Source organism: Pseudonocardia sp. TRM90224 (assembly GCF_021245725.1).
In the GTDB taxonomy this organism is placed as follows: domain Bacteria; phylum Actinomycetota; class Actinomycetes; order Mycobacteriales; family Pseudonocardiaceae; genus Pseudonocardia.
On record NZ_JAJGSX010000006.1, the window covers coordinates 143,537 to 157,183 of the forward strand.

At 71.1% G+C, this 13,647-nt stretch carries 16 protein-coding genes; 11 read left to right on the top strand and 5 right to left on the bottom strand.

The window, feature by feature from the left end:
• Positions 1-11: 11 nt before the first annotated feature.
• Positions 12-602, bottom strand: coding sequence for a murein hydrolase activator EnvC family protein (locus LL648_RS11270; protein ID WP_232662443.1), 591 nt, complete (start codon positions 600-602; stop codon positions 12-14).
• A gap of 342 nt (positions 603-944) precedes the next feature.
• Between LL648_RS11270 and rpsB the strand changes: the two genes are divergently transcribed.
• From rpsB to LL648_RS11305, 7 genes are all read left to right on the top strand, one after another.
• A complete protein-coding gene (gene rpsB / locus LL648_RS11275; RefSeq protein WP_232662444.1) occupies positions 945-1,847 on the top strand; it encodes a 30S ribosomal protein S2 in 903 nt (300 codons plus the stop codon).
• A 97-nt stretch (positions 1,848-1,944) separates the two neighbouring features.
• A complete protein-coding gene (tsf, locus tag LL648_RS11280; protein WP_232662445.1) occupies positions 1,945-2,763 on the top strand; it encodes a translation elongation factor Ts in 819 nt (272 codons plus the stop codon).
• Positions 2,764-2,819: 56 nt separating this feature from the next.
• Positions 2,820-3,557, top strand: a complete 738-nt coding sequence (gene pyrH / locus LL648_RS11285) for a UMP kinase (RefSeq protein ID WP_232662708.1) — start codon at positions 2,820-2,822, stop codon at positions 3,555-3,557.
• 25 nt (positions 3,558-3,582) lie between these two features.
• Positions 3,583-4,140: a ribosome recycling factor gene (gene frr, locus LL648_RS11290; protein ID WP_232662446.1), complete on the top strand. Its 558-nt coding sequence runs from the start codon at positions 3,583-3,585 to the stop codon at positions 4,138-4,140.
• Positions 4,141-4,145: 5 nt separating this feature from the next.
• On the top strand, positions 4,146-5,180 hold the full coding sequence (locus tag LL648_RS11295) for a phosphatidate cytidylyltransferase (RefSeq protein WP_232662447.1): 1,035 nt from the start codon (positions 4,146-4,148) through the stop codon (positions 5,178-5,180).
• Complete coding sequence (locus LL648_RS11300) at positions 5,177-5,911, top strand: class I SAM-dependent methyltransferase (protein ID WP_232662448.1); 735 nt, start codon at positions 5,177-5,179, stop codon at positions 5,909-5,911. Before LL648_RS11295 ends, LL648_RS11300 begins: the two co-directional genes overlap by 4 nt.
• Positions 5,912-5,978: 67 nt before the next feature.
• Positions 5,979-6,509, top strand: a complete 531-nt coding sequence (locus LL648_RS11305; protein WP_232662449.1) for a hypothetical protein — start codon at positions 5,979-5,981, stop codon at positions 6,507-6,509.
• Here LL648_RS11305 and LL648_RS11310 read toward each other — a convergent pair.
• The gene (locus LL648_RS11310) at positions 6,478-7,443 is read right to left on the bottom strand and encodes a hypothetical protein (RefSeq protein ID WP_232662450.1); all 966 of its coding nucleotides are present in this window, start codon (positions 7,441-7,443) and stop codon (positions 6,478-6,480) included. The genes LL648_RS11305 and LL648_RS11310 overlap by 32 nt on opposite strands.
• 109 nt (positions 7,444-7,552) lie before the next feature.
• On the opposite strand from LL648_RS11310, the gene LL648_RS11315 reads away from it, so the two are divergent.
• Genes LL648_RS11315 through rlmN form a run of 3 tightly spaced genes read left to right on the top strand, consistent with a single transcriptional unit; the run spans position 7,553 to position 10,272 of the window.
• Positions 7,553-8,659, top strand: a complete 1,107-nt coding sequence (locus tag LL648_RS11315) for a hypothetical protein (RefSeq protein ID WP_232662451.1) — start codon at positions 7,553-7,555, stop codon at positions 8,657-8,659.
• A 16-nt stretch (positions 8,660-8,675) separates the two neighbouring features.
• On the top strand, positions 8,676-9,143 hold the full coding sequence (locus tag LL648_RS11320) for a nuclear transport factor 2 family protein (RefSeq protein ID WP_232662452.1): 468 nt from the start codon (positions 8,676-8,678) through the stop codon (positions 9,141-9,143).
• Positions 9,144-9,165: 22 nt separating this feature from the next.
• The gene (gene rlmN, locus LL648_RS11325; RefSeq protein WP_232662453.1) at positions 9,166-10,272 is read left to right on the top strand and encodes a 23S rRNA (adenine(2503)-C(2))-methyltransferase RlmN; all 1,107 of its coding nucleotides are present in this window, start codon (positions 9,166-9,168) and stop codon (positions 10,270-10,272) included.
• Between the two features lie 43 nt (positions 10,273-10,315).
• Here the strand turns inward: rlmN and LL648_RS11330 are convergent, their stop codons facing one another.
• Both LL648_RS11330 and LL648_RS11335 read right to left on the bottom strand, forming a co-directional pair.
• Complete coding sequence (locus tag LL648_RS11330) at positions 10,316-10,870, bottom strand: TetR/AcrR family transcriptional regulator (RefSeq protein WP_232662454.1); 555 nt, start codon at positions 10,868-10,870, stop codon at positions 10,316-10,318.
• 37 nt (positions 10,871-10,907) lie between these two features.
• A complete protein-coding gene (locus LL648_RS11335) occupies positions 10,908-11,975 on the bottom strand; it encodes an ATP-dependent DNA ligase (protein WP_232662455.1) in 1,068 nt (355 codons plus the stop codon).
• Positions 11,976-12,053: 78 nt separating this feature from the next.
• On the opposite strand from LL648_RS11335, the gene mug reads away from it, so the two are divergent.
• Complete coding sequence (gene mug / locus LL648_RS11340) at positions 12,054-12,608, top strand: G/U mismatch-specific DNA glycosylase (protein ID WP_232662456.1); 555 nt, start codon at positions 12,054-12,056, stop codon at positions 12,606-12,608.
• Between the two features lie 70 nt (positions 12,609-12,678).
• Here the strand turns inward: mug and ligD are convergent, their stop codons facing one another.
• The gene (ligD, locus tag LL648_RS11345) at positions 12,679-13,647 is read right to left on the bottom strand and encodes a non-homologous end-joining DNA ligase (RefSeq protein WP_232662457.1); all 969 of its coding nucleotides are present in this window, start codon (positions 13,645-13,647) and stop codon (positions 12,679-12,681) included.

Sequence of the window (13,647 nt, forward strand, 5' to 3'; positions counted from 1 at the left end):
CGCCACCGGCCTCACGCCGGCAAGGGGTCGGGAACGGGGAGCAGGCGGATCCTGGCGGGCCGCAGCAGCACCAGCGGGTCGAGGTACTCGACGTGGTCGCGCCGCACACCCCAGTGCAGGCAGGCGGCGTCGGGGCAGCCGGGATGGCCCGGTCCGAGCGTGCCGAGCGGGTCGCCCGCCGACACGAGCGCGCCGGCGACGACGAGCGGCTCGAGCGGCTCGTAGGTGGTGCGCAGCCCGTCGTCGTGCTGAACGGAGACGACCGTCCGGCCCGCGATCGGGCCGGCGAACACGACGGTGCCGCCCCGGGCCGCGTGGACGACCTGGCCGGGCGTGCCGGCGAGGTCGACCCCGCGGTGGCCCGGCCCGTACGGGTGCGCCGGCGCGCGGAACGGTGTGCGGACTGCCGCCGGGCCGGCCAGCGGCCACGCGTAGCGGGCACCCGGGGCCGGGGCCCCCACCGCCGGGGTCCCGGCTGCAGGTGGTGGCCCGTCGGGCGGCGGATCTCCTGGCGGTTGCCCACCCGCCGCGGGCAGGTCGCCACCGGTGAGGCCGAGCGTGCCGGCGAGCAGAGCAACCAGGAGAATGCGGGTGAGCGGCATGCCTCAAGCCTGCGGCTGGCCGGGTCGTCCGGCGGGTCGATCGGCGAACTGTGGACGGCCGGCAGGCGATGTGGGCAACCCGGGGACGCCGGTGCGGGCGGACCTCCGACGCGGCGTACACTCGTCCTGCACCCCGACTCCGGGGTGACTTCGCGCGCTCGCGTACCCCAGCGGCTCGACCGGCAGGTCGATCCAGGGGACGGCGACCGGGCGGTCCCGCTGAACGCGTGCGGGTTCCGGAAGCCGATGCGACGCCAGGGTGGTGCCACCAACCGGTGCACCGCGTCAACCGCATGTGTGGTCGCCAGCCGACCACGCCAGGACGAGAGGTGAGCATCGGCCGTGGCCGTCGTCACCATGAAGCAGCTGCTGGACTCTGGTGTGCACTTCGGGCACCAGACCCGCCGCTGGAACCCGAAGATGAAGCGCTACATCCTGACTGAGCGCAACGGCATCTACATCATCGACCTGCAGCAGACGCTGTCGTACATCGACCGCGCCTACGAGTTCGTCCGCGAGACCGTCGCGCACGGCGGCACGATCATGTTCGTCGGCACCAAGAAGCAGGCGCAGGAGGCCATCGCCGACGAGGCGGGCCGGGTCAACATGCCGTACGTCAACCAGCGCTGGCTGGGCGGCATGCTCACCAACTTCCAGACCGTGCACAAGAGGCTCCAGCGCCTCAAGGAGCTCGAGTCGATGGAGCAGACGGGGGGCTTCGAGGGTCGCACCAAGAAGGAGATCCTCATGCTCACCCGCGAGAAGGACAAGCTGGAGAAGACCCTCGGCGGCATCCGCGACATGTCGAAGGTCCCCAGTGCGGTCTGGATCGTCGACACGAAGAAGGAGCACATCGCCGTCGGCGAGGCCCGCAAGCTGGGCATCCCGGTCGTCTCCATCCTCGACACGAACTGCGACCCCGACGAGGTCGACTTCCCGATCCCCGGCAACGACGACGCGATCCGGTCGGCGGCGCTGCTCACCAAGGTGATCGCGCGTGCGGCCGCCGACGGCCTGATGGCCCGTTCGGCCCGCAGCCGCGGTGGCGATGGCGACGAGAAGCCGGAGGCCGGCGTGGCCTCCGACGAGCCGCTGGCCGAGTGGGAGCGCGACCTGCTCCCGGTCGGTGCCGGTTCGGACGGCGCGAGCCTGTCCGACGCCGGGGCCACCGCGGAGGCCCCCAACGCGGCCGCCACCGCTGCTCCGTCCAGCACGAGCAACGGCACCGCACAGAACGCAGGCTGATCCGCTGCCGTCCGGGGTCGGGAACCGACCCCGGACGGCGCTCGCCCGCAGCACGACCACACCTGGCCAGCCAGTACGCGAGAAGGACGAACAGACCATGGCGAACTTCACCGCCGCCGACGTCAAGAAGCTCCGTGATCTCACCGGTGCCGGAATGATGGACTGCAAGAAGGCGCTCGACGCGTCCGACGGCGACATCGAGGCGGCCGTCGAGGCGCTGCGCGAGAAGAGCGCCAAGTCGGTCGACAAGCGGACCGAGCGCACCACGGCCAACGGTCTGGTTGCAGCCTCGGGCGGCACCATGATCGAGCTGAACAGCGAGACGGACTTCGTTGCGAAGAACCCCGACTTCCTGAAGCTTGCCGACTCCATCCTGCAGGTGGCCGTCGACCAGCAGCCCGCCGACCTCGAGGCGCTCAAGGCGGCCCCGCTCGACGGTGCCACCGTGAACGACGCGGTGCTGGCGCTCTCCGGCCGCATTGGCGAGAAGCTGCAGCTCAAGCAGTACGTGCACATCACCGGTCCGGTGGCGCTCTACCTGCACCGCCGCGACAGCGACCTGCCCCCGGCCATCGGCGCGCTGGTCGCGTACGAGGGTGCCGACTCCGACACCGCCCGCAGCATCGCGATGCACATCGCCGCTGCCGGGCCGCGGTTCACCAGCCGCGACCAGGTGCCGGCCGAGGTGCTGGAGGTGACCCGCCGCGAGGCCGAGGTCGCCGCCAAGGAGGAGGGCAAGCCGGAGGCGATCGTCCCGCGCATCGTCGAGGGCAAGGTCAACAAGTTCTACTCCGACTCGGTCCTGCTCGAGCAGGTCTCGGTGCTGGACGACTCCAAGCGCACGGTGAAGCAGCTGCTCGACGACGCCGGCGTCACCGTCAAGGAGTTCGCCCGCTTCGAGGTCGGGCACGCCTGAGCGGCCCTGAACGACAGGCCGGCACCAACGACCAACGGGACGTGATGACGCACTCCATGATCGACCTCGACGGCCGCCGTACCGGATTCCGCCGCGTGCTCCTCAAGCTCGGCGGCGAGATGTTCGGCGGCGGGGCCGTCGGGGTCGACCCCGGGGTGGTCGAGACCGTCGCCAGGCAGATCTCCGAGGTCGTCGCCACCGGAGCGCAGGTTGCCGTCGTCATCGGCGGCGGCAACTTCTTCCGCGGTTCCGAGCTGTCCGACCGGGGCATGGACCGCTCGCGCGCCGATTACATCGGCATGCTCGGCACCGTCATGAACTGCCTCGCGCTGCAGGACTTCCTGGAGCGCGAGCACCACATCGACACACGCGTGCAGACGGCCATCACGATGGGCCAGGTCGCGGAGGCCTACATCCCGCGGCGCGCGATCCGACACCTCGAAAAGGGCCGGGTCGTGATCTTCGGCGCCGGGGTGGGGATGCCGTACTTCTCCACCGACACCGCCGGCGCTCAGCGCGCGCTGGAAATCGGTGCCGAGGTGCTGCTGCTCGCGAAGGGTGTCGACGGCGTGTTCACCGCCGATCCGAAACTCGACCCCGACGCCAAGCTCTTCGACGAGATCACCCATCGCGAAGTGCTGGAACAAGGTCTTGCCGTCGCCGACGCGACCGCATTCAGCCTCTGCATGGACAACAAGATGCCGATCATCGTGTTCAACCTCTTGATCGAGGGCAACATCGCCCGCGCGGTCCGGGGTGAGAGGATCGGCACTCTGGTCAGTACGCCCGACTAGATCGACGAGTTGGCAGGGAGTAGCCGTGATCGACGAGACGCTCTTCGACGCTGAGGAGAAGATGGAGAAGGCCGTCTCGGTGGCCAAGGACGACCTCGCCGGCGTGCGGACGGGACGGGCGACGCCCAACATGTTCGCCCGCGTGCTCGTCGAGTACTACGGGTCGATGACCCCGATCAACCAGCTCGCCTCGGTCAACATCCCGGAAGCGCGACTGGTCGTCATCAAGCCTTACGACGCCGGTTCGCTCCGCTCGCTGGAGAAGGCGATCCGCGAGTCGGACCTCGGGCTCAACCCGAGCAACGACGGCCAGATCATCCGCTGCGTGATCCCCCAGCTGTCCGAGGAGCGGCGCCGCGAGATGGTCAAGGTGGCGCGGGGCAAGGGTGAGGACGCGCGGGTGACGATCCGCAACGTCCGCCGCAAGGCGATGGAGGAGCTGCACCGCATCGTCAAGGACGGCGAGGCCGGTGAGGACGAGGTCGGGCGCGCCGAGAAGGAGCTGCAGGCCACCACCGACAAGTACGTCCACCAGGTCGACGATTTGGTGAAGCACAAGGAAGCCGAACTGCTCGAAGTGTGAGCCAGATGACCGCTTCCCCTTCCGACCTCCCGAATGCCGGGATACCCGCCGCCGGGGTGTCCGGGTCCGGGGCGTCCAAGGCCGGCATTCCCAAGGCCGACATTTCCAAAGCGGAGCTGCGCAACGGCGAGAAGGTCGTTCCGGGCAGTTCAGGCAATTCCGGCAGTTCCGGCAATGGGAAACCTGTTGCCGAGAAGCCTGCCGCAGCCGTCGTCGAACCATCAGCGCGACCTTCTCGAGCCGGCCGCGATCTCGCTGCCGCGATCTCCGTCGGTGTTGCGCTCGGCGTCATCATTCTCGTCTCGCTGCTCTTCTACCGGTTCGCGTTCGTCGCCGTGCTGGCCGCGACGACCGCCGTCGGCACCTGGGAGCTCGCCGGGGCGTTGCGGCGCGGCGCGGGGATCACGGTGCCGCTGCCGGTGCTGTTGATCGGTGGCCAGGCGATGGTGTGGCTGGCCTGGCCGTTCGGATTGACCGGCCCGGCCGCTGCGTTTGCGGCCACTGCCGTGGCGGTGCTGCTCTGGCGGATGCGGAGCGGCTCGGAGAACTACGTCCGCGACGTCACGGCGGGGATGTTCATCGCCGCCTACGTGCCGCTCTTCTGTTCTTTCGCCACCCTGCTCACCGTCGCCGACGATGGAATCGGGCGCGTGCTGACCTTCCTGGGCTGCGTGGTCGCCTCCGACATCGGCGGTTACGCCGCCGGTGTGCTGGCCGGCCGGCACCCGATGGCGCCGACGATCAGCCCGAAGAAGTCGTGGGAAGGCTTCGCCGGATCGCAGATCGCGGGCATGGCCGCCGGGGCGCTCAGCGTGGTGTTCCTGCTGGGCGGGCAGTGGTGGGCGGGCCTGCTCACCGGCGCGTTGCTGGTGGTCTCCGCGACGCTGGGCGATCTGGTCGAGTCGATGGTCAAGCGCGACATCGGGATCAAGGACATGGGCACGTTGCTGCCCGGCCACGGCGGGCTGCTGGACCGGATCGACTCGCTGCTGCCCACCGCGGTGGTGGCTTGGGCGGCGCTGAGCATCGTCGTGCCGTGAGAGGCGCGTTCCGCCGCGCTGCCGTGCAGCCGGCGCCCCCGATCCCCAGCCCCAACATCTGGAACTGGCCGGAGGTCTACGAGCGGGAGAACACCGCACAGGACCCGGATGGCATCCTGTGGGCCGCGCTGCGTGAGTCGGCTCCGTTCGAGGGCCTCGACGTGCTCGACGTCGGCTGCGGCGACGGCTTCCACCTGCCCGTCTTCGCCGCGGAGGCGGCGTCCGTCGTCGGTGTGGAGCCGCACCCGCCGCTGGTCGAGCGCGCCCGCCGACGGATGGCCGGCGCAGCGCGAGTGCTGCAGGCCGGCGCGGCCGACCTCCCGCTGCCCGACGCGAGCGTCGACCTCGTGCACGCCCGCACGGCCTACTTCTTCGGCCCCGGCTGCGAGCCGGGCCTCGCGGAGGCCCAGCGGGTACTGCGCCCCGGCGGCGCGATCGCGATCATCGACCTGGATGCGACGGTCGCCCCGTACGGCGAGTGGATGCGCGCCGACATCCCGCGGTACGACCCGGCAGCCGTCGAGCGCTTCTTCGACCAGCAGGGCTTCTCGATGCGCCGGCTGCTCGTCGATTGGCGCTTCCCCGACCGCGCCACGTGTGCGGCCGTGCTGCGGATCGAGTTCTCCCGCGCCGTCGCGGAGCGCGCTGTCGTCGCGACCGCCGGAGCGACCGTGCTTCAGGTCGGCTACCGGCTGCACGTCCGGCGGAAGAACCCCGTCACACGATCGTGACCAGCGCCGTCGTCCTAACAGGTGAGGCGGACGAGCGTGCTGTGGCCGGCGTGGCTACCGTGGTCCCATGCGTCACCCTGCTGTGCCGTACCTGGAGCCACTCCTCGGTGGAGTGTGGTGGATGCTCGGTGCCGCGGCGCTCGACGGCGGTGTCGGCACCGTCGTGCTGGCCGCCGGGCTCGGTGTCACGGTCGGACTGATCCTCGCGTTGCGCAAGCGCCACGGCGCCGGCTCGCCGCTCCCGCGCGGCGGCAAGCGCCGGATGACCCAGATCGTCGTGGTGACGGTCGCGCTGATCATCGCCGTGGGTATCGGGCTCGGCTACCTCCAGCAGGGCGAGCTGGCGGTCCCGGTGGCCTGCGGGCTGGTCGGGCTGGCGCTGTTCCCGGTGTCGTCGCTGCTGGACGAGCGGTCGGTGATGGCCGCAGGCGGGGTCTTGCTCGTGCTCGGGGCCGCCGGCGTGCTGCTGGCGCTGGACTCCGCGGGCAACTTCTACCCGCAGGGTGTTGTCGGCCTCGTCGCCGGCGGGGTGCTGTGGCTGGTGGCGGCGTTCCGCGGCGGGCTCATCACCGAGGCGCAAGGACGCGTTCGGGGCTAGCGCACGGTGGTTTCGTCGCGCGGTGGTAGGAGAGCGAGGCGACCAGCAGGGCGACCCCCCATGCGACGTAGCCCCCGATCTCGACGGCGATCACCGCGCCGGTCGAGGTCGCTCCGGTGAGCATCGCGATCACCCCGCCGCCCCCGAAGTACGCGCACAACCCGGCGCCCATGAACACCCCAGGCCCGAGTACCAGCCAGCGCGGTACGTCTCGGCCGGCGAGCGGTACCACCCAGCTCGGCCAGATCCGGCCCCAGCGGTGCACCAGCGCCAGCGGCAGCACCGTCCCCGCGGTGATCAGCAGGCAGACGAAGAGCGTGAATCCCGCGCCACCCGGTCCCTGGGTGATCCCACCGTCGAGGAGGAACGCCGGGGTCAGGCGCGTCACGAGACCGGCGACGGCGAGATATCCCGCCAGGTACGCCCACCACGGCGCAGGCTCGGATCGTCGGTCCGGCGAGCGGCCGTGCACCCGGCCGCACCGGTCGCAGGCCGAGCGGGCTCGCCGGAACTCGGCACGCATCGCCCACAGGGTCAACGCGCCGGCGCCCGAACCTGCCGCCCGCATCCCGACCGCTGCCACATCGTCGCTGGTCATCGGCAGCCCGAACGGGGTCATCAGCACCATCGTGATGCCGATCCAGAAGAGCAGGCTGTGGACGATCAGCGCCGCGCCGGCCGTCCAGCCGACGGCGACCACCGCCCATCGGGCCGGCACCGTTCGGTTGTGGCCGGATCGCGGACCAGTCAGCACGCATGCCGCCGTCGCCGCGGCGCCCGCGATCGCCGGCGCCCAACCGTCGGGGAGGAACGGCACCCCGCTCGCCCCGAACGCCGGCGTGCCGGCCACGGCCCACCAGGCGTGGACCGCGGTGTAGGCGGCCGCCCACACCGTGGGCCCGGGGTGGGCCCACTCGGCGCGAATCGCTCTCATGGTCCAGGACGCTATGCACCCGACGACCGGTGTCCCTCCCCCTGCCGGGGGAGCCGGGTTAGCTCCCTACCGGGAGGTTTCGGCCGTCTGACCAGCGGATGGTTCACCCATGGTCATCTCGACGGAACGGAAGACGCCGGTCGTGCCGGCGCTCGCAGGGCTGTGGTCCCTGCTGACGGTCGCGCTGGGGTTGTGGTGGCTGGTGCAACCCTCCGCGTATCCCTTCGAGTACGTCCCCGGGCAGTTCGGGGCGGTGCTCGACGTCCTGGAGCCGGCAACGGCCGGTCTGATCTGCGTCGGCGCGGGGCTGCTCGGGCTGGCGACGCTGGTGCTCGTCCCGCTCAGGGTGCTGACCGTGGGTGTTGCGGCGGTCTTCGCGATCTGGTTCGGGCTGGTCGTTCCGGGGGTCGCCCCGCTGACGATGGTCGGCTACATGATGGCGATGTTCGGCCCCGTCGTGCTCTTCGCCGTCGTGCTCGCCGGTGCGTGGCGCTGGCGCGGCGGTCCTGCGCTCGTGGGTGCGTTCGTGCTGGTCGGAGTGGTGGCGTGGGTGACGGGGCTCGCCGACGCGACGGTCCTCGCGAGGTATGCCGGCGTCATCACCGGGTCGTTGCAGAAGTTCGTCTCGCCGGCGGTGCTCACGTTCTTCCTGCTCGGGGGATTGCTGTGGGGCGTGCTCGGCGCGAAGGCGATTCTTGCGGGGCGTCCGGGACGGGCCGCGCCGGCATGGACCCGGCCGGAGTCGGCGGCTCGCTGGGGCAAGGTCGCCGCGGTGGTCGCCGCGGTGTGCGCGCTGCCGTACGGCGTGCACCGGATCACGTGGCTGACGCCGTGGCCGATCGGGATGGACCCGGCCGACCTCGCGGCGAACCCGGAGATGCGGCTGCACGGTCTCCTGCTCGGGCTCTCCGCGCTGGCCGGTGCGTTGCTGACGATGGGGCTGGTCTCCCGCTGGGGTGAGGTCTGGCCGAGGTGGGTGCCGGGGGTGCGGGGCCGGCCGGTGCCGCCGGCGGCGGCCGTGGTGCCCGGTGGGCTGGTCGCGGCCCTGTTCACGGTGGCCGCGATCCCGCTCACGGCCCAGATGTTCACCGACGGTGGGTTCTGGGGCGTGCTGGTCTTCCCGTTCCCGATCTGGGGGCCGGCGCTGGCCATCGCGGTGCTCGGCTACGCGCTCCGGCGACGCGGCTCGGCGAAGCCTGTTAACATTCAAAGTTGAATGTACTCAACTTTGAATGACAGGAGATCCTGTGCAGGACACCGCGCAGTCCCCGCTCACGGCCACCGGGTTCGTCGCATCACAGGCGGACGTCGACGGGCTCATGGCCTGGTTCGCGGAGTACGACGCCCTCGCCGCCCGTCATGACGTCGAGGCCATGGCCGACACCGCGCTCCTCCCGGTGACGGTGATCAGCAACGACTCGGCGGGCGACGGCGTGGTCCAGCAGTGGGACCGCGACGCGCTCGTCGCTTCGTTCGGCGCGTCGATGGAGTCCGTCGGGGAGGTCAGGATGGAGAACGACCGCACGCCGGTCTTCCTCAACGCCGACGTCGCCGTTGTCGTGACCAACTCGAAGGTCACGGCGGGGGAGCAGGTCCAGCACATGCGCTACGCCGACGTCATGGTCAAGTCGGGCGGCCGGTGGCGGTTCGCGAGCATGATCCAGGCAGGTTGGGGCGACGTCATGAAGCAGTACGCGTAACAGCTGGCAGAATGGGGAGGTCATGACTTCCCTCCCCCTCGTTTTCGAGGCGCCCAAGCGCGCCCTCCCGCCGCGCCACCTCGCCGACCTCGACCCTGCCGAGCGCAGGGCCGCGGTCGGCGAGCTCGGCCTTCCCGGGTTCCGCGCCGACCAGCTCTCGCGGCACTACTTCGGCCGGCTCACGGCCGACGTCGACACGATGTCCGACCTCCCCGCGGCCGCTCGGGAGGCGGTGCGGACGTTGTTGCCGCCGCTCGTCGTGCCGGTGCTGGAGCAGTCGTGCGACGACGGGACCACCCGCAAGACGCTCTGGAAGGGCCACGACGGCACCAGGGCCGAGTCGGTGCTGATGGGCTACCCCGACCGCGCAACCGTCTGCGTGTCGAGCCAGGCGGGTTGCGGCATGGCCTGTCCGTTCTGCGCGACCGGGCAGGGCGGTCTGGAGCGCAACCTCTCCACGGCCGAGATCGTCGAGCAGGTCCGGATGGCCGCCGCGGCGGCACGGGACGGCGCGCTGGGGGCTCCGACCCGGTTGTCCAACGTCGTGTTCATGGGCATGGGGGAGCCGCTCGCCAACTACAAGCGGGTGGTCGCTGCCGTCCGCCGGATCACTGAGCCCGCGCCCGACGGGCTCGGCATCTCCGCGCGCGGGGTCACGGTCTCGACGGTCGGGCTGGTGCCGGCCATCGACAGGCTCACGGCCGAAGGTCTCCCGGTGACGCTCGCGGTGTCGCTGCACACGCCCGACGACGAGCTGCGCGACACGTTGGTGCCGGTGAACAACCGGTGGAAGGTCGCCGAGGTGCTCGCGGCCGCGCGGCGCTACGCGCAGGCCACCGGCCGGCGCGTGTCGATCGAGTACGCGCTGATCCGCGACGTGAACGACCATGCATGGCGGGCCGACCTGCTCGGTTCGCTCCTGCGCCAGCAGATCGGCGCCAAGCGAGTGCACGTCAACCTGATCCCGCTCAACCCGACACCGGGCAGCAAGTGGGACGCCTCGCCGCGGCCGGTGCAGGACGAGTTCGTGCGCCGGGTGCAGGCCGCAGGCGTGGCGTGCACCGTGCGCGACACACGCGGCCGTGAGATCGCCGCGGCGTGCGGCCAGCTCGCCGCCTCGCAGGCCTGAGGTGGAGCTGACCGCAGCGCGTTCTACCGCGCAGCGGCTCACCTCATGCGGCTCGATCGCGTCCGAGTAGTCCGGCAGCGATCTTCTTCGCGCGGTGGGCGGCCGCGGGGGTCCGCTCGCGAAGCGCCGTGACGTTCGCGCCGTCGACGAGCAGGATGAACTCCTCCGCCAGCTCCGCGTGGTCGGCGTACCCGGCTGCGGCGAGCACCTCGTCGAGGTAGTCGACGAGGGTGCGCTTGTACCGCGCAGCGACGACGTGCCCGGCCGCTGCGGGGTCGACGATCTCGACCATGGCGTTGATCGAGGCGCAGCCGCGGAAGTCGTCATCGGCGAAGCGTTCGGCCAGGCCGTCGAACACGGCGAGCGGGTCGCCACCCGCGTCCTCGACGACCCCGCGGATCCAGCGGTGGTACTCCTCGGCCTGGCCGGTCAGCACGGCCACGACGAGGTCGTCCTTGCTGGCGAAATGCCGGTAGAACGACGCCCTGCCGATCTCGGAGACGGTCAGGAGCCGGTCGACGCCGACCGCGCGGATGCCCTCGGCGTAGAAGAGCTGCTGCGCCGCGTCGATGAGGCGCTCCTTGGCGTGGGTCGGCATGCCGCCACCGTACCGAAACGGAAGTGATCGGTACCGTTCAGCGGCCCATCAGGACGTCGCCCAGGTCGAAGCTGACCGGCCGCTCCAGCTGCTCGTACGTGCACGAGCTCGGCTCGCGGTCGTCGCGCCAGCGCACGAACTGCGTCGTGTGCCGGAACCGGACGCCCTCCATGTAGTCGTACCGCACCTCGACGACCCGCTCGGGGCGCAGAGGGACGAACGAGAGGTCCTTCCCGGCGTTCCAGCGGCTGGCCTCGGACTTGCGTGGGGTCCGCTCGCCCTCCTCCTGCTTCGCCCACGCCCACGGGTGCTCGTCGAACGTCGTGACCAGCGGCTGCATCTCGACCATCAGCTCGCGGCGGCGCTCCATGGGGAACGCGCCGACCACTCCGACCGAGGCGAGCACACCGCGCTCGTCGAACAGGCCGAGCAGCAGTGAGCCGATCGCGTCGGGGCCCGACTTGTGGACGCGGTAGCCGGCGACCACGCAATCGGCCGTGCGCTCGTGCTTGACCTTCGTCATCACCCGCTTGTCGGGCTGGTAGGTGATGTCGAGCTTCTTCGCGATCAGCCCGTCGAGGCCGGCGCCTTCGAACTGCTGGAACCAGCGGCGGGCGACGTCGAGGTCGTGCGTGACGGGCGTGACGTGCACCGGGGGAGCGGCCTTCGCCAGTGCCTCCTCCAGCAGCGCCCTGCGCTCGGAGAGCGGGCGCTCGGTCAGGTCGTCGTCGCCGAGCGCGAGGAGGTCGAACGCGATGAAGCTCGCCGGTGTCGTCTCCGAGAGCAGCTTCACGCGGCTCGCCGCCGGGTGGATGCGCTGCTGCAGCACCTCGAAGTCGAGGGTGTTGCGCTCGGTGTCGGCGACGACGATCTCACCGTCGATGACGGCTCGGGGTGGGAAGTTGGCGAGCACGGCCTCGACGACCTCGGGGAAGTAGCGGGTCATCGGCCGTTCGTTGCGGCTGCCGATCTCCACCTCGTCGCCGTCGCGGAAGATGATCGACCGGAAGCCGTCCCACTTCGGTTCGTACATCTGACCGGCCGGGATGTCCGGTGCGGGCTTGGCCAGCATCGGCTTCACGGGCGGCATCACGGGCAGGTCCACAGCGCCAGTGTGCCAGGGTGTCGGCGCAGGTCGAGCCCCCGTGACGGGTGGATCTTCCGGCGCCGTAGCGTCGGTGCGGTGGCGCGGTTCAGTCCCGACGAGCTCGAAGCGGCGCGGTCGCGCACACTGCCGGACGTCCTGCCGGGCCCGGCCGACCCGCCGCTGCGGGTGCTGTTCTGCGGCATCAACCCCGGGCTGCTCTCCGCGGCCACCGGCCACCACTTCGCGCGCCCCGGAAACCGGTTCTGGCCGGCACTGCACGACTCCGGGTTCACGCCGCGCCTGCTCGACCCCGCCGAGCAGTGGGAGCTCGCCCACCTCGGCCTGGGCGTCACCAACGTCGCGCCACGGGCCACGGCCCGGGCCGACGAGCTGGGGTCCGCCGAGCTGGTCGCGGGCGGAGAGCTGCTGCGCGCGACCGTCGCGGAGCACCGCCCGGCGTGGCTCGCGGTGCTGGGTGTGACGGCCTACCGGGTCGCGTTCGCCGACAAGACCGCCGCGATCGGCCGGCAGGAGCGCACGCTCGGCCCGACGCGGATCTGGGTGCTGCCCAACCCCAGCGGCCTCAACGCCCACTACCAGCTGTCGGCGCTCACCGCGCAGTTCGCGCTCCTCCGCGCCGCGGCCCCCTGAAGTTCCCCACCGTTTTGCCTATTTGCAGGCCCTCGGAGGTATGCAGGTTGGCAAAACGGTGGGGAAGTTTTCAGTCGAGGTCCTGGGTGTCGGCGTCCGGCGGTTCCTCGGCGCCCTCGCGGGCGTCCCGGTCGGCCCATTCGAGCAGCTCGTCGAGCAGGTAGACGGAGTCGTCGATGCCGGCGTGCAGGTCGCCCAGCTCCGCGAAGCGGGCGGGGACGGTCGCGATGGTGAAGTCGCCCGGCTCCGCGTCGTCGATCTCGTCCCAGCGGATCGGCGTGGAGACGACGGCCTCCGGCACCCCGCGCACGGAGTAGGCGGCGGCGATCGTGTGGTCGCGGGCGTTCTGGTTGTAGTCGACGAAGATCGTCGCCGGGTCGCGGTCCTTGCGCCACCACGTGAGGTCGACGAGCCCATCGGAGCGCCGCCCGACCTCGCGGGCGAACGCGTGCGCGGCCCGTCGCACGTCCTGGAAGCCCCAGCGCGGCTCGATCCGCACGTAGATGTGCATGCCCTTGCCGCCGGACGTCTTCGGCCAGCCGGTCGCGCCCAGCTCGTCGAGCACCTCGTGCGAGATGTGCGCGACCCTGCGGACGTCGGCGTAGGTCGCCTTCGGGCCGGGATCCAAGTCGATCCGCCACTCGTCGGGCTTCTCGACGTCGGCCTGCCGGGAGTTCCACGGGTGGAACTCGACGGTCGACATCTGGACGGCCCACACGACGTCGGCCGGGTGCTGAACGCACAGCTCGTCGGCCGTGCGGTTCCAGCGGGGGAAGTGCACGCGGACGGTCTGCACCCACTCGGGCGCGCCCTTCGGGAGGCGCTTCTGGTGGACCTTCTCGCCGCTCACCCCGGTCGGGAAACGGTGCAGCATGCACGGGCGGTCGCGCAGCGCGCGCACGATCCCGTCGGAGACTGCCATGTAGTACCGCGCGAGGTCGAGCTTCGTCTCCCCGCGCGCCGGGAAGTAGACCCGGTCGGGGCTGCTCAGCCGGACCTTGCGGTCACCGACCTCCAGCTCGACAGCGGAACCGGCCAT